The 17099-nt window shown below is 67.3% G+C and carries 13 protein-coding genes; 3 read left to right on the top strand and 10 right to left on the bottom strand.

Annotation, left to right across the window (positions count from 1 at the left end; all coding sequences use genetic code 11):
- Positions 1–438 precede the first annotated feature (438 nt).
- A complete protein-coding gene (locus NFR41_RS02715; protein ID WP_251230626.1) occupies positions 439–1866 on the top strand; it encodes a CapA family protein in 1428 nt (475 codons plus the stop codon).
- A 235-nt stretch (positions 1867–2101) separates the two neighbouring features.
- Here NFR41_RS02715 and NFR41_RS02710 read toward each other — a convergent pair whose 3' ends face one another.
- Entirely contained in the window at positions 2102–3979 is a 1878-nt protein-coding gene (locus NFR41_RS02710; RefSeq protein WP_251230625.1) for a S1C family serine protease, read from the bottom strand.
- 275 nt (positions 3980–4254) lie between these two features.
- On the opposite strand from NFR41_RS02710, the gene NFR41_RS02705 reads away from it, so the two are divergent.
- On the top strand, positions 4255–5658 hold the full coding sequence (locus NFR41_RS02705) for an aldehyde dehydrogenase (protein ID WP_251230624.1): 1404 nt from the start codon (positions 4255–4257) through the stop codon (positions 5656–5658).
- Between the two features lie 172 nt (positions 5659–5830).
- Here NFR41_RS02705 and NFR41_RS02700 read toward each other — a convergent pair whose 3' ends face one another.
- The 9 genes from NFR41_RS02700 to metG form a co-directional block, all read right to left on the bottom strand.
- Positions 5831–7714 (bottom strand): ABC-F family ATP-binding cassette domain-containing protein, encoded by a 1884-nt coding sequence (locus tag NFR41_RS02700; protein WP_251230623.1) that lies wholly within the window; start codon positions 7712–7714, stop codon positions 5831–5833.
- Positions 7715–7799: 85 nt separating this feature from the next.
- A complete protein-coding gene (locus NFR41_RS02695; protein WP_251230670.1) occupies positions 7800–9128 on the bottom strand; it encodes an MFS transporter in 1329 nt (442 codons plus the stop codon).
- 124 nt (positions 9129–9252) lie between these two features.
- Positions 9253–9714, bottom strand: a complete 462-nt coding sequence (locus NFR41_RS02690) for a low molecular weight protein-tyrosine-phosphatase (RefSeq protein WP_251230622.1) — start codon at positions 9712–9714, stop codon at positions 9253–9255.
- Positions 9715–9732: 18 nt separating this feature from the next.
- Positions 9733–10563 carry a tyrosine-protein phosphatase gene (locus tag NFR41_RS02685; RefSeq protein ID WP_251230621.1) on the bottom strand — a complete coding sequence of 277 codons (831 nt, stop codon included), beginning with the start codon at positions 10561–10563 and terminating at the stop codon, positions 9733–9735.
- Positions 10560–10841, bottom strand: a complete 282-nt coding sequence (locus NFR41_RS02680; protein WP_160212669.1) for a hypothetical protein — start codon at positions 10839–10841, stop codon at positions 10560–10562. Before NFR41_RS02680 ends, NFR41_RS02685 begins: the two co-directional genes overlap by 4 nt.
- On the bottom strand, positions 10838–11947 hold the full coding sequence (locus NFR41_RS02675) for a ribosomal RNA small subunit methyltransferase A (RefSeq protein ID WP_251230620.1): 1110 nt from the start codon (positions 11945–11947) through the stop codon (positions 10838–10840). The genes NFR41_RS02680 and NFR41_RS02675 overlap by 4 nt, the downstream gene beginning before the upstream one ends.
- The gene (locus NFR41_RS02670) at positions 11940–12665 is read right to left on the bottom strand and encodes a flavodoxin family protein (RefSeq protein ID WP_251230619.1); all 726 of its coding nucleotides are present in this window, start codon (positions 12663–12665) and stop codon (positions 11940–11942) included. Before NFR41_RS02670 ends, NFR41_RS02675 begins: the two co-directional genes overlap by 8 nt.
- Entirely contained in the window at positions 12662–13762 is a 1101-nt protein-coding gene (locus NFR41_RS02665) for a TatD family hydrolase (protein ID WP_251230618.1), read from the bottom strand. The genes NFR41_RS02670 and NFR41_RS02665 overlap by 4 nt, the downstream gene beginning before the upstream one ends.
- Before the next feature lie 7 nt (positions 13763–13769).
- Entirely contained in the window at positions 13770–15359 is a 1590-nt protein-coding gene (gene metG / locus NFR41_RS02660; RefSeq protein ID WP_251230617.1) for a methionine--tRNA ligase, read from the bottom strand.
- Between the two features lie 263 nt (positions 15360–15622).
- On the opposite strand from metG, the gene NFR41_RS02655 reads away from it, so the two are divergent.
- Positions 15623–17041 carry a coiled-coil domain-containing protein gene (locus NFR41_RS02655; protein ID WP_251230616.1) on the top strand — a complete coding sequence of 473 codons (1419 nt, stop codon included), beginning with the start codon at positions 15623–15625 and terminating at the stop codon, positions 17039–17041.
- Positions 17042–17099 lie beyond the last annotated feature (58 nt).

Raw genomic sequence — 17099 nt, 5'->3', positions numbered from 1 at the left:
GGATGACGTTTATGGCAGAAAACGCTGTAACGAGCGACGGTTATGTACGATTTCGTGTAACGGATGACGGTTGTGGCAGGTTTCGAGTGCCATAAACGTCATCCGTTACATGCGCAAACCGAAGAGACGGAAGAGCGCGGGCCGCGTGTTTTACCGAGGCAGCCCGAAACCGGGCGCGGGTAAGGCGCCTTGGACCGATGCGGCGCGGGAAGAACCGAACAGAGAGGCAGCCCGAAACCGGGCGCGGGTAAGGCGCTTGCAACAGGGCGTCCTTTCGTACCGCGCGCAAGTCGGACCGGGGGCGGATCTCGTTCGCCGCGGGGCGCCCTCCGGCACCGCGCAAGCCGGACCGAGCCCAGATACGACCGTTAAGCCGAAGGGCGGCGGGCTGTTGCGGTATACTCCCCCCGTTGCAACAGCGAGACGGAGGGAATCCGCATGAGCACACCTTCAGGCAAGTCGGCAGGTCCCATCCGTCGCACGCCCACGCCCCGCCATGGCACCGGGCTGGAAGGAACCGCTTCAGCCAACGCTGCGGTCACCCAGCGGCAGCGGGCGATCCTCTTCGTCGCGGCACTGGCGGCGCTAGCCGCGCTAATCACCGTTGCGTCGGCCATAGGGGCCGCTGCCGGCGACTCGGAAGCGCCAGGCGATAGCGCCACCGACCCCGTGGCCCAGGCCCAAGGCCCCGAAGCCGCCCGCGTGTCCTTCGTAGCGGTGGGCGACAACCTGCCCGACGACGAAATCGGCTGGTGGGCCGACGCCCAATCCGGCGAGGAGGGCGACGGCACCTACGACTACCACGCGATCTACGAACCGGTGAAGCCCTATGTGGAAGCGGCGGACCTGGCTTACATCAAGCAGGAGACCCATCTGGGAGGCAACGACATAGGACCTAGGGGATGGCCCTCTTTCAACGTCACCGACGAAATGGCCGATGCGGTGGTGGACGCTGGATTCGACCTGGTAGGATCCTCTTCGAACCATTCCTACGACTGGGGCTACTTCGGCGCCAACGACCATTCCCGCGAAGTGTGGAACGCAAAGCCGGTCGCCTTCGCGGGCACAGCCTCATCCGAAGCCGAAGCAGCCGCCATCGCCACCATCGAGCGCAACGGCATCACCTTCGCGTTGCTGGACTACACCTACGGCGTGAACGGCTACGAACGCTCGGAGCTGCCGAGCTACGCGGTGAGCTACATCGACGACGAGCGCATAGCCAACGACGTGGCCGCCGCCAAGGAAGCCGCCGACGTGGTGCTGGTGGCCATGCACTGGGGCACCGAGAACCAGACAGATCCCGACGACGAGCAGCTGCGGCTGGCGAAGCTTCTGGCCGACCTGGACGTAGACGTGGTGCTGGGGTCGCATCCCCACGTCATCGGCCCGCTAGCGTGGGTAGAAGGGGAAAGCGGGCACAAAACGCTGGTGGCCTACAGCCTTGGAGACTTCATGAGCAACCACGACGAACCGCGCCCCTTGAACGAACTGGAAGGCATGCTGGCCTGCGATTTCGTACGCGACGCGGGCAGCACCGAGGTTCGCATCGAGAACGTGAGGTGGATTCCGCTCGTGAACCACACGGTGCAGCCCCAGGAAGCCACCGACGACGCCGAAGCAGTTGCCGAAGAGCACGCCGTCTACGCGCTCAAGGACTACGCTGCCGAGCTGGCCGCGGCGCACGTCGCCTTCGGAGAGCTGGACGACCCCCTGACCTGGCTGCTGCAGAAGAGCGCCGAAGTGGTGCACGCCACCGGCAGCGACTTTCCCGTAGAGGGCTGGAGCCCCGACATGGCTCCTGCCAGCAGCGATGACGGTGGCGAAGCGGACGACGGCACGACCACCACTGCAGCAGGCGAAGAGTAGCAGCGCGCAGGCAGCAGCCGCACAGAGGCCGCTAGTTACGCTACCAGAGAATTGGCAGACCGTCGTTTTCGAAGCCGTCTCCCCGGTTCGACCCAAAAAAGTGACGATTCACCAATCCCGAGAGACCTAAAACATGGAAGCGACCCCCGACGATCGGGGGCCGCTTCTTCGAGGAGCGCAGCGTTTAGGCTGCTTATGGGCACAGCGCCTGGGGCACTGGGGCTTGGACCGTTTCCTAGCGGTTGGAGCCGAACAGCTCGTCCAGGATGCTGCCGCCCTGGCCGCCGCGACCGCCCTGGCCGTAGCCGTACTGCTCGCCCTGGCCCTGCTGGGGCTGCTGTTGCTGCTGCTCGAGCTCCTGCTGCTGGGCAGCCAGCTGGGAGGCCTCGTCGGAGCCCAGGTTGGCGGTCACGTCCTTGGTGGAGCCGTCGGGCTTCACCACGGTGAGGGTCACCGCGTCGCCGGGGTTCTTGCCGCGCACGTCCAGCATCAGGTCGTCGGCGGACTCCACCGCCTTGCCATCGAAGCCGGTCACGATGTCGCCGGCCTCGATGCCCGCCTCGGCGGCAGCCGAATCGGGGCTCACCGCAGCGATGTAGGCGCCGCTCTCGGAAGCCAGGCCGTAGCGCTGGGCCATCTCAGGCGTCACCGTGGACAGCGACACGCCGAGCTGCGCATGGCTGGGGGTCTTGCCGTCGATGATCTGCTGGGCGATGTTGACCGCGTAATTCACCGGGATGGCGAAGCCGACGCCGGAGTAGTTGCCGGAATAGGAAGTGATCAGGGTGTTGATGCCGATGAGCTTTCCTTCGGCGTTCACCAGCGCACCGCCGGAGTTGCCCGGGTTGATGGCCGCGTCGGTCTGGATGAGGTTCGCGTACACCGTCGTGTCACCGGTGGCGTTGCCGAACATGTCGGTGCTAGCGGACATGGTCTGGGAGCGGCTGGTAGCGGACACGATGCCCGTGGCCACCGATTGCTCGAAGCCGAAGGGGCTGCCAAGGGTCATAACCCACTCGCCGATGATCAGGTCGTCGGAGTCGCCCAGCTCCATGGGGGTGAGTCCGGAGGCGTCCTTGGCCTTGATCACGGCCAGGTCGGAAGAGGGGTCGGTGCCCACGATCTCGGCATCGTACTCCTGACCCTCGATGGTCACCTTCAGCGCGTCGGCACCTTCCACCACGTGGTTGTTCGTAACGATGTAGCCGTCCTCGGAAAGCACCACGCCGCTACCGAGCGAGGACTTCTGCAGGTTGGAGCCGTAGTCCTGGGACACGCCGTAGCCGTAACCGTAGCCGTAGGCCGCGGACGCGTCGGTGTAGACGTCGATGGCCACCACGGAGGGCAGGCACTTGTCGGCCACCACCTCGGGCAGGGTGATGTCGTCGCCGTCCACCACGATCTCCTTGTCGGTGGTGGCGCCCAGGGTCACACCGCTTTGGGTGTCGGAATGGGTGGCGTTGGCCGGCTGGGCGTTGGTGGATTCCCAGATGCCGAAGGCACCAAGTCCCAAGCAGCACGCCAAGGCGGCGCCGGCGAAGCCCATGGCAAAGGTCTTGCCTGCGGACTTGTTTGAAGCGGGCTTGGCAGCCGGAGCAGCCTGATGGGCGGCGCGCTGGTCGGCCGGGGTCGTGTAGTTGTAGGGCTGGCCGGTGGGCGCCTGGGGCTGGGCCGAAGAGGGGGCCGGGTTGGCGGGAATGGTCACGTAGCTGCCGTGAAGCGGCTGGGTCTGACCCTGGCCGTAGGCCGCATGCTGGGGGTGGGCCGCCACAGGGGCCTGGTGCTGGGGCTGCACCGGGGCCGCAGGGGCAACGGGCGCCGCTGCGGGCTGCACCGGCTGCGGCGCGACCGCGGACTCGACGACAGGCACGGTCTCGGCAGCTTCGACAACCTGCACGCTCTCGACGGCCGGCACGACCTCGACGGCTTCCACGACCTCGGTTACCTCGGCCACAGGTGCGGCTTCGACCGCTTCGGCAACCTCCACCGCCGACGCGCCCTCAACGCTTTCGACGATCTGCGCGCTCTCGACGGGACGCGCCTCGGGCTGCACCGGCTCGCCGCCCTGGGGCTGCTGGGAGGGATTCTGGGGGATTCCGTTCGTCTCGCTCATGTTCGATCTCCTTGAAAGGTCCTGTGCGATCTGCCGATCCTCTCCGAAGGGGCGGTCGCACCGTTTGCAAATGTGATGGCGCCACCTTATCACGTCTGCATTTCCGCAAAAGATGACCGCAGGGATTGTCATCTCTGCGACATGGAATTACACCAACTGGTGTACCCTTCGTAATCCTTACGTACCGTAGCTGTTTTACGCTTTGTGGCTTTGCCCTGATGGGGAATGGCTACAATGGCAGCCGCACCCTGCCGATTCCGACCAATCGAGGTACCATGAGCTCTTTCGAAAGCCTTGAATCCGTCCGCGACCAGGCACGGCGCATGCGCGCCGCCTTCGATTCGGGCCTCACGCGCCCGCTGGCCTTCCGTAAGCAGGCGCTCGTGCAGCTGCGCGACGCCCTGCGCGCCAACGAGGACAGGATTCTGGAAGCCCTCACCGCCGACCTGGGGAAAAGCGCTTTCGAAGGTTACGCCACCGAACTCGGGCTGGTCTACGACGAGATCTCCACCTGCCTTTCCCGCCTGAGCCGCTGGGCGAAGCCGAAACGGGTGCCCACGCCGCTTGCCCACTTCACCGCAAGCTCGAAGGTGTACCCGCAGCCCTACGGCGTGGTGCTGGTGCTGAGCCCGTGGAACTACCCGCTGCAGCTGGCGCTCGTGCCGATCGTGGACGCCATCGCCGCCGGCAACTGCGTGGCGCTTAAGCCCTCGCGCGAGTCGGCGCATACCTCCGAGGTGATGCTTTCTATTCTTGAGCAGGCATTTCCCGATGAATTCGTATGCGGCTTCCCCGGTTCCAGGTCTATGAACGACTGGCTGCTGGAAGCGAAGTGGGACAAGATCTTCTTCACCGGCAGCCCCCGCATCGGGCGCACCATCATGGCAGCAGCGGCCCGCGACCTGACGCCGATCACGCTGGAGCTGGGCGGCAAGAGCCCCTGCATCGTGCATGCTGACGCCAACCTGCGCCGCGCCGGCGAGCGCATCGCCTGGGGCAAGGGACTCAACTGCGGGCAGACCTGCGTGGCTCCCGACTACATCCTGGCCCACGAGTCGGTGGTGGACGACCTGGTGGCCGAACTTCGCCGCAGCTTCGCCGCCTACTACACCGACGACGCCCTTACCTGCGACTGGTGGCCGCACATGATCAACAAGAAGCACTTCGGCCGGGTGCTGGGACTGATCGAGAACCGCGGGGAACGGGCGGCGGTGGCCTTCGGCGGCAGCTTCGACGAGTCAACCCTGCGCATCGAGCCCACGGTCATGACCGGCGTGACCTTGGACGACGCCGTCATGGGCGAGGAGATCTTCGGGCCTGTGCTGCCCATCGTGTCCTATCGCGACCTGGACGATGCCTTCGCCGTGGTGCGTACCTTCCCCACCCCGCTGGCCACCTACGTGTTCAGCGAGAGCCGGGAAGTGCAGCAGCGGGTCATTCAGGAGCTGCCCTTCGGCGGCGGCTGCGTGAACGACACCGTGGTGCACCTGGCGAACAACCACATGGGCTTCGGAGGCCTGGGCAACTCCGGCATGGGCGCCTACCACGGCAAGGCGGGATTCGACTGCTTCACCCACATGAAGTCGACGCTTGCGAAGCCTACCTGGTGCGACGTACCTGTGCGCAACATGCCGCCGGCAAACTGGAAGAACAGGATCATCCACCTGCTCATGCGCTAGACTTTTGGCCTACAGCCCGTAATGGGGCAGACGAGACAAGGGCGCTTCGCTTGCCCTCGCTCGTGCGGTTGCCTTGATCGAAGCTCTCCGCCGCTGCGGAATCGCTCAGCGCCCTCGCCCTGTCCGTCCTTTGCAACGTTTTCAGGCGCCACGCCAGTTTCTCGCCGAAACGCTACTCCCCCAGGGCCTCGGCGGCTTCCAGCCATTCCGCCTCCAGCTCTTCGAGCTTTTCCTGCAGCTCGTCGATTTCGGCCTGTTTGGAGCCTAGGGCCTGAAAGTCCGTGGGGTCGACCGACAGCATGGCCTGCTGCGCCGCCTCAATCTTCCCGCGCAGGGTCTCCATCTTGCGCTCCGCAGACTGCATGGCCTTGCGCAGCGCGCGGATCTCGCCGCCGGAAAGCTTCGTCTCGCCGTCGCCGCCAGCGCCATCGCCTGCCGCCTGGGAGCCGGCAGCCGCGGCGCCCGTCGCCGACCGCGCGGCCTTCGAAGCCGCCGGCGCTCCCTTGACGCCTGCGCCCGTCTGCGCCGCGCCCGGCTCGGCCGTCATGTCCAGATAGTCCTGCACGCCGCCGGGAAGGTGCACGATCTTGCCGTTCACCAGCGCGAACTGGTGGTCGGTCACCCGTTCCATGAGGTAGCGGTCGTGGGTCACCAACAAAAGCGTGCCGGGCCAGGCGTCGAGCAGGTCCTCCACCGCCGCCAGCATGTCGGTGTCCAGGTCGTTGCCGGGCTCGTCGAGCACCAGCACGTTGGGCTCGTCCAGCAGGATGAGCATGAGCGCGAGCCGCCGCTTCTGCCCGCCGGACAAATCGCACACCGGTTCGTTGAGGTCGGCCTTGGAAAAGCCCAGGCGCTCCAGCAACTGCGCGGGCGTCTGCTCCTTGCCGTCCAGCATAACGCGCCGGCTGTAGCGGCCGATGACCTGGCGCACGCGGTCGTCGCCGAACTGCGAGAGGCTGTCCAGATGCTGCGAGAGCACCGCGAAGCGCACCGTCTTGCCGATCTTCACGCGCCCGGCGGTGGGAGCCAGTGCCCCTTCGATCACCTTCAGCAGCGTGGTCTTGCCCGCACCGTTGTCGCCGACGATGCCGTAGCGGTCGCCCGGCCCTATGATCCATTCCACGCCGTCGAGCACCGTCTTGGCCGGCGCGCCCTCGCCGCGGGGCGGGAAGCGCACGGTCACGGATTCCAGGTCGACCACCTGCTTGCCCAGACGCGCCATGGCCATGCGCTTGAGCTCCAGCTCGTTTCGCAGGGGCGGCACGTCGGCGATGAGCGCCTGGGCCGCCTTCACGTGGAACTTCGGTTTCGTCGAACGGGCGCGGGCGCCCCGCGAGAGCCACGCCAGCTCGCGGCGCACGGCGTTCTGGCGTTTCTGCTCGGCCAGGGCGGCCAGCCGGTCGCGCTCCACCCGCTGCAGGATGTAGGCCGAGAAGCCGCCTTCGAAGGGTTCGACGCGCCCGTCGTGCACCTCCCACATGCCGGTGCACACCTCGTCGAGGAACCACCGGTCGTGGGTGACCACCAGCAGCACGCCCTGGCCCGCACGCCAGCGGCCTTTCAGGTGGTTCGCCAGCCAGGTGATGGCGCGCACGTCCAGGTGGTTCGTCGGCTCGTCCAGCGCCAGCACGTCCCACTCCCCCACCAAAAGCCGCGCCAGGTCCACGCGGCGGCGCTGGCCTCCGGAAAGCGTGCCCACCGGCGCGTCCCAGGGGATGTCGGAGACCAGGCCGTCCAGGATATCGCGGATGCGGGCGCTGCCGGCCCATTCGTACTCGGGCGCATCGCCCACGATGGCGCGCCCCACCGAGTCGTCGTCGCGCAGGCCGTCGCTTTGCCCCAGCAACCCCACCGTGGTGCCGCCTTTGCGCAGCACGCGGCCACCCGTGGGCTCCAACACCCCAGCCAGGGCGGACAGCAACGTGGACTTGCCGTCGCCGTTGCGGCCCACGATGCCGATACGGTCGCCATCGTTGACGCCCAGCGACACCTCGGCGAGCACCTGCCTCGTGGGAAATTCCACGGAAAGCTTCTCGCATCCCAGCACAAACGCCATGTACGCACCCTTCGTTAAGAGAGATGGCAGCCCCGTCGGCGGCCCTGGAGTACGGATTATACGCGATGGCCGACGACGACGCGGCTCAGCGCACTTTCGCCACGATGCAGACCAGCAGCGCCAGGGCCATCACCGCCGAAAAGCCGAAGGCCAGGACATAAGCGGCCGCCCCTATCGCCGCCACCGCCGCCGCCGACACGAACAGCACCATGACGCTGGTGCCGAACGATGCGGTGGCCTGGCGGGCCGCGATGGAGAACGCCGAGCCGTCGGCAACCAGCGGGCGCGGCAGCTTCGCCAGCGACCACGCCGTCAGAGGCCCTATGAGGGTGGAAACCCCGCAGGCGCGAACGCCCTGCAGCACCATGGAAAGCCAGAGCGGCGTATCGGCGGAAAGAAACACCATGGACACGGCTCCTGCCGACAGCAAGACGCCTCCTGCAAGGGCTACCGGGCGGATGCCCGCGCGGTCGGTCAGCACGCCGGCAAGGGGGTTCAGCACCAATGCGGCCACGGTGCCCGGCAGCAGCACCACGCCGGCGTCGAGCGCCGTGCCGCCGCAAAGGTTCTGCACGTACAGCGGAACCAGCAGCGTAATGCCCATGAACGACGCCGTGAGCAGGCACTGGGCGATAAATCCCCAGGTGAACTGCGGACACTGGAAAATACCCATGGACACCAGCGGGTCGGCCACGCGCCGCTGGCGGCGAACGAACAGCACCAGGAACAACACGCCCAGCAGCATCGGCCCCCACACAAGCGCGCTCGCCAGCCCCAGGCTGCTGGCGTTGGAGAAGCCCAGCAGCACGCCGCCGAAACCAAGCGTCGACTGCGTCAGGGAAACCGCGTCGAGGCGAGCCGAGGAATCGGGCGAGGGCTGCCGGCGCACGGCGACCAGCGTCCACAGCGCCAGTGCCGCCAGCAACGCCAGCATGAGCGCGAAGAAGCTGCGCCAACCCCAGGCGAAGCTCATGGCGCCGCCGATGGTGGGCCCGATGTTCGGCGCGAAACCCAAAGCCACCCCGGCGATGCCCATGGCCGTGGCCTGCTTGCCCGGACCGAAGCCCGTCATGGCCACGGTCTGCATGACCGGCAGCAGAATGCCCGCCGCCACCGCCTGCAGGATGCGCCCGGCCAGAAGTATCGCGAAGCCCTGCGCAGCCAGGCTGAGCGCCGTTCCCGCGATGAACAGCCCGAAGGCCAGAAGCACCTGCACCCGCACGCAGAAGCGGCGCTGCAGGTACGTGGAAGCCGGCACCGTGACGCCCAGCACCAGCATGTAGCTGGTGGTAAGCCACTGCCCCACCTCCACTCCAGCGCCGAAGCCGACCATGATGTCGGCCATCATGGCGTTCACGGCCGTCTGGGACAAATTGCCCAGCGCAGAGCCCAGCACCACGATGGCGAACAGCATGTACACGGCCGAGGGCGCCTTGGCAGCGCGCGGTTTGTCAGCGGACGCGCCCCCATGCGCCCGGTCGTTTGGTTTTCGATCGTTGCTCATACACCAGATTGTAGCGCAGCAGCAGAGCCGCTCGTCATTTCCGCACAGGTTCGAGCATGTCGAGCAACGCCGTGCAGCCGGCAAGCACGTCGTCGTAAGTGGCGTCGAAATCACCCGTGTACCAAGGATCGGCCACATCGCGCGAGCTTCCCGCAAACGACATCAGCTTGCGCACCTTCCCCTGCGAATCGCCGCCGAAGAGCCTGGCCATGTCGCGCATGTTCTCCTCGTCCATGGCCGCAATGACGTCGAAGGCGTCGTAGTCGTCCGCGCGCAGCAGCCGGGCCGTCTTGCCCGCGCAGGAGATGCCCTCCCGGGCCAGCCGTTGCCGGGTGCCGCGATGAACGGGATTTCCCAGCTCGTCGCGTCGGCACGCCGCCGATTCGATGGCGAAATCCCCGGCCAGCCCGCGCTTGACCGTCAAATCCTTCATAACGAACTCCGCCATGGGGGAACGGCAGATGTTGCCGTGGCAGACGAACAGGATGCGATGCATGGTGCTTCCTTTCTGTGGCTATCGCCCGTAGAGCTCTTGCAGCTGCGCGAGCTGGGGAGCGGTGATGCGCACCCCCTCGACCAGGTAGCGCTCCAGGGAGCCGTAGTGGCGGGCGACCTCGTCGAAGAACGCGGCCAGGTAGCTGGGGCGCGCTTCCAGAAACGACAGGAGGATGGCGCGCTCGTAGGGCGTCATGCCCTCTCCCAAGCGCTCGGCCTCCTCGGCTATCTGAGCTGCGTTCACCTGGTTCGTAGCCAGGTAGTCGGCCATGATGTCGTCGGGGTGCGCGCCCCCGATCACCATGATGAGCGCGCTCAGCACGCCGGTTCGGTCCTTGCCGTTCACGCAATGGATGAGCGCCGGCACCCCCTCGGCCGCGATGGAGCGCAAAGCGGTGCCCATAAGGGGGTACTCCTGCACGTAGCGGCGGTAGTTCGCCCGCATGCGCTCCTCGGGAGCGCCGTACTCGCCGATCACGCCGGCCACCAGGCGCTGGCTCGCCGACTTCGGACGCTGCCCCTCCTCGGGGGTCAGCTGGATGGTCTTGGTTCCCACAACGTAAGGCTCGGGGGCGGCCAGCACCTCGCGCTGGCCGCGGATGTCGTAGATAGCGCGAACGCCCAGGCCGTGAGCGAGCCCGTCGGCTTCGGCCGCCGTCATGCCGGCAAGCTGACGCGAGCGGAACAGGCGAGCCCCCTCAAGCGGACCGCCCCCCACCGCGCGAAGCCCGAAGGAGCCGAACGTCTCGGGTGCGGCGGCGGAGAAGCAGCCGGCGGATAGCGCAGGCGGCTCGCGGCCCGGGAGCGAATCGCAGCGCCGGGAGCGCACGCAGTCGGAACCGCCCGTCATGGAAGCACCTCGAAGGCGAAGCCGGAGACCAACGGGGACACCGCCCCGGAGCGGCTCTTCGCGCGCACCTTGAGCAGATAGCAGCCCGCTTCCTCGGGGGTGTAGACGAACCGCCAGCTCAAGCCCGCTTCCGCCACGGCATTGGAGGTGTCGTAGTCGGTCCAGGACACCCCGTCGTCCAAGCTGAACTGCACCGCCGCCACGCCGTTGTCGAAATCGTCGAGGTAACCCTCGAACACTATAGGCTGGCCGACATGGTGGACGTTTCCCGAATTCATACGGCCGGCCCCTCCTCGCTCTCGATCGACGGCTCGTCCTTGCATCCGCGGGCGGCGTCCGACATAGACCGCCAAGCGCAGGCCAGGCGCATGAACTCCGCGCGGTCGAGGGTCTCGCCCCGGCGCTTCGAATCGATGCCGGCCGCGGCGAAAAGCTCCGGGAGCCGCTCGGCCATGCGCGCCCCTGCCGCCCCCCGGCCCGAGAAGAACTGCTTGCAGGAATTCGCCAGCGTCTTGCGGCGGCTGGCGAAGGCGGCGTCGGCCATGAGGCAGGCGGCAGACAGGTCGGCGGCCGAAGCGGCGAGGGAGTCGGGCACATCGTCGGTACGGGCGCCCGCGCGAGGGTCGGACGCGCACGCGTCGCCGAGAGCCGCAACTCGGTCGAGCCTGATCACGGCGCTTTCCACCCGCGGCTGCGGGAAGAAGTTCGCAGGCCCCACGGGGAAACGACCCGCCGGACGGGCGAAGAAGCCCAGCTTCACCGTGTACGCGCCGTAGGCCTTGGTGCCGGGGTGCGCCATCATCCGGTCGGCAACCTCGCGCTGCACCATGACCGTAGCCGAGGTCATGGTGGGAAAGCGCTGGAAGTAGTCGAGCACCAGGGTGGCGGCCACGGCGTAGGGGAGGTTGGCAACCAGCTTGAAGCCGGGAAGGAGTTCGGCCGCGGGCGCCGTCAGCTCGGTCCCCGCCGCCCCAAAACGCGAAGGCGCCGCACCGCCCTCGCCGAGACCGGACGCAACGCCGAGCGAGTCGAAGGCTTGCGCTAGGTCGCCTGCGGAAAGGTCGAGGGCATCCTTGCGCACCAAGGCGAAGCGTTCGGCCCACGGCGCAGTCGTCTCGGCCAGCACGGGAGGCAGATCGGCGTCGCGCTCCACCGCCGCAACCTGGGCGCCCGCACCCAGAAGCGCGCAGGTGAGCGTGCCGATGCCGGGACCCACCTCCAGCACCGCATCGCCGGGGCCCACCTCGGCAAGCTCCAGCGACTTGCGCACGATGTCGTCGTTGACCAGGAAGTTCTGTCCAAGCGAGTACTTCGCCTGCAGCCCATGGGCGTCCAGCACGGCCCGCGTGGCCGAAAGGCTTGCGTAGGGGGACGCCTTACCCACAGTCCGCCTCCTGCGCTGCCGCATCGTCCAAGGGGCGCACCGACACGCAGGCGGCAGCTTGCGTATGCGACGCCTTGCAGGCCGAGAACGCGCCAGCCGGGCGGATGCCGTCGGGTTCGATGAACAGGTAGTCGCTCGCCGGCGCGGACCCTTCCGCTAAAAGCGCTTCGGGCTGCTCGCGCAATCGGTCGGACCCCGCAAGCGACCCGTCGGCCTCAACGCGGCCCACCCAATCATGGACGGCATCAAGCCGAAATCCCGCCACGGACAGAGCCGAGCGCACCTCCCCCACCAGCGGAGCGAAGCCGTGCGGGTCGCCGCCCTCCCCCACCACGAACAGGTGGGCCGGCCGCTTCTTCGCAGCACGCCACTTCGAGCTGTAGTAGTACGGCTGCAAACGATCGAGAAAAGCCTTGAACTGGGAAGGCGCCCCGGAGAAGTACACCGGGCACACCACGGTCAGCTCGTCGCTTGCGTTCATGAGTTCGCGCACCGTCATCATGTCGTCGGCGATGATGCAGTACAGATCGTCGATGCCGGGGGTGCGCTCGGAAACGGCGCACCGCTCGCAGCCGGTGCAGGGGGCGATGCGCACGTCGGAGAGGTTCACGTGGTTCACCGCGCCGCCGGCACGGGCATAGGTTTCGCCCACGGCCTCGGCCAGGGCGCGGCTTCGTCCCGCCGCACGGGGGGAACCGCAAATCACCAGGCGTTTCATCGGGCATCATCCCCTTTCCCATAGGCGAGCTGCCATGCGGTAGGCGCCCGGTCAAGCAGCCCGCGCGCATTGGCCATAAGCTGCTCGAGCAGCTGCTGCCGCTGCGCGCCGGCAGCGCATCCCAGCACCTCCGCCAAGCAGGCTGCGGTAAAGACGGTATGAGCCGGTCCGCAGGGCATCCCGCGCATGGGCTCCGGCGTCATGTAGGGAGAGTCGGTTTCCGTAAGCAGGCGGTTTCGCGGAACGCGGGCGGCGGCGCGGCGCACATCGTCGGCCGCCTTGAAGGTAAGCGGGCCTCCGAAGGCAACGAAGCAGCCGGCCTCCACCCAGCGGGCCACCTCGACCTCGTCCAGGTTGAAGCAGTGCAGCAGGGTGCCCGCGGCCGGGAACCCTTCCTCGCCCAGGATGGCGAAGGCGTCGTCGTGAGCCTCGCGCACATGCAGCGCTATGGGCAGCCCCGCCTCTTTGGCAAGCCGAATCTGGTCGCGGAACACCTGGCGCTGAACGTCGCGGGGGGACAGGTCGTAGTGGTAGTCGAGGCCGATTTCGCCGAGCGCCGCCGTCCGCGGATCGGCCAGAAGCTCCCGCAGGCGCCCGCGGGCGCCCTCGTAGTCCTTCGCGTTATGGGGGTGGACGCCCACGATGAAGCGCACGTCGGGCACCCGCAGCCCCAGAAGGTCGCATGTCGGCACGGCCGAAACCGCAGCCTCATCGCGCTCCGAACCCCCCTCGGTCGTCTCGCACTCCCCCGCCATCTGCCCGCGCACCCCATCGGCATAGGCCCCGGCCCGCGCCGTTGCCCCTTCGCGCCAACCGGCAAGCTCGCCATAGCCCCGATCGTCGCCATCTTCGGACGGATCGACCACGCAGGCGACGAAGCCCACCCCGTGCACGGCGCACCGGGCCAGCTCGGCCGCCGGATCGGCGAGCATCTGCACATGGGCATGGGTGTCGGCCACGGGCGCTTCCAGCGCCGGAATCGGCGGCGGCACCACGCGGTACTTCCCCTTCTTGCGCTTCTGGCGGAAGAGCCCGTCGCCGAAGACCGGCTCGGCCGGCTCGTCGTTCGTTGCGCCCTGCACGTCTGCTGTCTCCACGAAAGGCCTACTCCTCCAGGCTGATGGCATCGGTATCGAGGCGTGGGAACAGCGGGTCCCCTACCTCCACGGCGTTACCGGCGGGCAGCTGGCCCCACACCGTTGCCGCCTGGATGTCCTCCACCAGCGCAGGGTCGGCCAGCCCCAGGCGACGGCACACTTCGGCGGAGGTGTTGGGCATGAAGGGCGCCATGTACAGCGCGATGATGCGGATGGACTCCAGCAGGTTGTACATGACGAAGGCCAGCTGGTCGGCCTTGGCCGGGTCCTTCGCCAACGTCCACGGCGCCGCCTGCTCGACGTAGAGGTTCGCGGCCTCGGCCAGCTTCTGCACCGCCGCCGCGGCCCCGGTGAAGTCCACCTGGGCCATGCACTCGTCGTAGGTGCCGTACAGCTCGGCGGCCACCGCGGCCAGCGGATTGTCCATGCCGGGCACGTTCACGAGGGCTTCGGGCACGCGTCCGTCGAAGTACTTCTTCGTCATGTTGAACACGCGGCTGACCAGGTTTCCCCAGGTGTTCGCCAAATCGGCGTTGTATACCTGCACCATGCGCTCCATGGAGATGTTGCCGTCCTGGCCGAACTGCACGTCGGTCATGAAGTAGTAGCGGTAGGCGTCCACGCCGAAGACCTCAACCAGGTCGGCGGGCATGACGCCGTTGCCCTTGGACTTCGACATCTTCTCGCCCTTGGTCAGCAAGAAGCCGTGGCCGAACACGGTGTGCGTCACAGGCAGCCCCGCGGCCATGAGCATGGCGGGCCAGATGACACAGTGGAAGCGGGTGATGTCCTTGCCCACGAAGTGGTACTGCATGGGCCAGCGGGCTTCGAACTCGCCGGCGCGCTTCTCGTCGTCGCCGTAGCCGATGCCGGTGAGGTAGGCCAGCAGCGCGTCGGCCCACACGTAGGCCACGTGCCCCTCGTCGAAGGGCAACGGCACGCCCCAGTCGAAGGTGGAGCGGGAGATGGACAGGTCCTTCAGGCCGCCTTCCACGAAGGCCACGATCTCGTTGCGGCGCGTTTCGGGACGGATGAAGTCGGGGTGCGACGCGTAGAAGTCAAGCAGCGGCTGCTGGAAGTCGGACAGGCGGAAGAACCAGTTCTCCTCGCCCGAGGACATGCGCTGCACGGGACGCTTGCAGTCGGGGCAGACGAGCTGGCCCTCCTCATTCTTCTCCAGGTCGCTTTCGGCGTAGTAGGTTTCCTCGTGGACGCAGTACCAGCCCTCGTAGGAGTCCTTGTAGCAGTAGCCGCGGTCGTGCAAGTCGCCCCAGAACTTCTGAACGGTGCGGGCATGGCGCGGCTCGGTGGTGCGCACGAAGTCGGTGTAGGTGATGCCCAGCATGTCCCACGCCTCGCGGAAGGCCGGCTCCATGGAATCGCACCAAGCCTGGGGGGGCATGCCCTTGGAGGCGGCGGTGTCGGCCACCTTCTGCCCGTGCTCGTCCATGCCGGTGACGAAGGCCACATCGTAGCCGTTCATGCGCTGGTAGCGGGCCACGGTGTCGGCGGCGACGGTGGTGTAGGCCGTCCCCAAGTGAGGGGCCGCGTTAACATAATAAATAGGAGTGGTGAACGAATAGGTTCCCTTGGTCATGGGCATCTCCTTGTGTCGGGCGCACCCCGCCGATGACACGGGGCCGCCTTGAAAACGGTAATCGTTGATTCTATCACGAGCCTCGATGTGCCCGAGCAAGGATTTGTGTGGCGGCCGTGCGTTTTTCCTTTCGGCAGCGTATAATGCGCTTCTTCCAGCCCGCCTGGCGGCGAGAGAGCCGAAAGGCCGGCTGCGGGCTTTCGGGAGGAAAGGTCGGGTCGCACTTTCCGAATGCGGCGAACGGAACAGCAGAGGGGAGGGACATGAGCAGCGAAAACGCATTCCAGAACGTGCAATCGGCCTTGCACCGCGCAAGCCGAACCGCTACCTTCGCCCTGGCCGCCCTGCTCTTGTGCTCTGCGCCGGGCACGTCCCTACTGGCCGAGCGGGCGCTCGCTGCGGAAGCCGACAGCGCCTCGGGCGACAGCGCCATGGCCCTGGCCGACCCGAACGACCCCGACGCCCCCCATACCGGCAGCAACCCCGACACCAACGCCCCCGAGGACGCCGACCCGCTCACCATAGCCATCGAGCAGAGCTGGGACGCCTTCGAGCGCGCCGAGGGGGCCGTAAGCGACGCCGGCGTGCGCATAGCCGACGTGGAGGCGCGCATCGACAGCCTGCAGGAGCGCATCGACGCCAACCAGCAGGAACTGGCGCGCCTTGAAGAGCGCATCCCCGTGCAGCGGCAACGCTGCGCCGAAGCCGTGCGCACCCTGTACAAGATGCAGCAGGACGGCCAGGGCGTCATCGACCTCATCCTGAACGCCGAGAACCTGGGCAGCCTGCTTTTGAACCTGCAGTACCTGCAGAACATCCAGGACCACAACCAGGCCGAGATCGACCGCCTGGTAGACCTGCAGCAGCAGGCCCAGCGCATCCGCGAGAGCTTGGAGGCGGACCAGGCGGCGCTTGCGGACGAGCAGCTAACCGCCTACGACGTGCAGGCCGCGGCGCAGAAGACCCGCGAGGAGGCCGAAGAAGCGCTGGAGGAGGCCCAGGAAGCCCGGCGCAAGATGCAGGACGACGCCTACGAGAAGGCCGAAAAGGTGTGCGAAGAGGTCACCGAGCTGGCCGAAGAGGCGGACAGGAAAGCCGCCGAGGAGGCCGAGGAGCGCAAGCGCATCATGGAAGGCGACGACGAGGAGGCTGCTGAGGCCGCCCGCAAGGAACAGGAGGAGATCGACGAGCGCGCCAGCCGCCAGGCCCGCGACGACGACCCCACCCCCGAGCCCTCGGGCACCTTCGAGGTGGTGGGCCGCGACGGAGCCGACTGGTCCGTGGGCCGTGACGCCTTCATCGAAACCTGGACCGAGCGCATCGACGCCTATCTGGAAGGCTCCCCCCTGGCAGGACAGGGCAAGGCCTTCGCCACCGCCGCCTGGAACTACGGCGTGGACCCGCGCTGGTCGCCCGCCATCTCCAACACGGAGAGCTCCAAGGGCCGCTACTGCTTCCGCAACCACAACGCCTGGGGCTGGGGACAGAACGACTGGGGCAGCTGGGAGGAGGCCATCGACGCCCACGTGAAGGGGCTCTCGAAAGGCTACGGCTACACCATCACCCCCTACCTGGCCCGCAAGTACTGCCCGCCCAACTGGATCAAGTGGTACCGCAACACCTGCGAGCAGATGGAGAAGATCTGGGTCGAGGAAGAAGGGGGCGACACGGAAGACGCATAGGCCGGTGCCGGCGCCTATCGCGGATTCGCCGCCCGAGCGGCCTGGCAACGCATTCTGG

This window comes from Adlercreutzia aquisgranensis (genome assembly GCF_943193145.1).
Lineage (GTDB): Bacteria > Actinomycetota > Coriobacteriia > Coriobacteriales > Eggerthellaceae > Xiamenia > Xiamenia aquisgranensis.
Note: the sequence above shows the minus strand (reverse complement) of the source record. Positions and strands in the feature narration are given on the sequence as shown.

Excerpts from the sequence above, each read along its gene's own strand:
- NFR41_RS02695 (WP_251230670.1), bottom strand. The coding sequence starts at position 9,128 with ATGCTGTTCGCCATCGTGGTGCTGGGCTCTGCGCTGGGCAATTTGTCC.
- NFR41_RS02680 (WP_160212669.1), bottom strand. The coding sequence starts at position 10,841 with ATGAATTCGGGAAACGTCCACCATGTCGGCCAGCCTATAGTGTTCGAG.
- NFR41_RS02715 (WP_251230626.1), top strand. The coding sequence starts at position 439 with ATGAGCACACCTTCAGGCAAGTCGGCAGGTCCCATCCGTCGCACGCCC.
- NFR41_RS02705 (WP_251230624.1), top strand. The coding sequence starts at position 4,255 with ATGAGCTCTTTCGAAAGCCTTGAATCCGTCCGCGACCAGGCACGGCGC.
- NFR41_RS02655 (WP_251230616.1), top strand. The coding sequence starts at position 15,623 with ATGAGCAGCGAAAACGCATTCCAGAACGTGCAATCGGCCTTGCACCGC.
- NFR41_RS02670 (WP_251230619.1), bottom strand. The coding sequence starts at position 12,665 with ATGAAACGCCTGGTGATTTGCGGTTCCCCCCGTGCGGCGGGACGAAGC.
- NFR41_RS02690 (WP_251230622.1), bottom strand. The coding sequence starts at position 9,714 with ATGCATCGCATCCTGTTCGTCTGCCACGGCAACATCTGCCGTTCCCCC.
- NFR41_RS02710 (WP_251230625.1), bottom strand. The coding sequence starts at position 3,979 with ATGAGCGAGACGAACGGAATCCCCCAGAATCCCTCCCAGCAGCCCCAG.
- metG (WP_251230617.1), bottom strand. The coding sequence starts at position 15,359 with ATGACCAAGGGAACCTATTCGTTCACCACTCCTATTTATTATGTTAAC.
- NFR41_RS02700 (WP_251230623.1), bottom strand. The coding sequence starts at position 7,714 with ATGGCGTTTGTGCTGGGATGCGAGAAGCTTTCCGTGGAATTTCCCACG.
- NFR41_RS02685 (WP_251230621.1), bottom strand. The coding sequence starts at position 10,563 with ATGACGGGCGGTTCCGACTGCGTGCGCTCCCGGCGCTGCGATTCGCTC.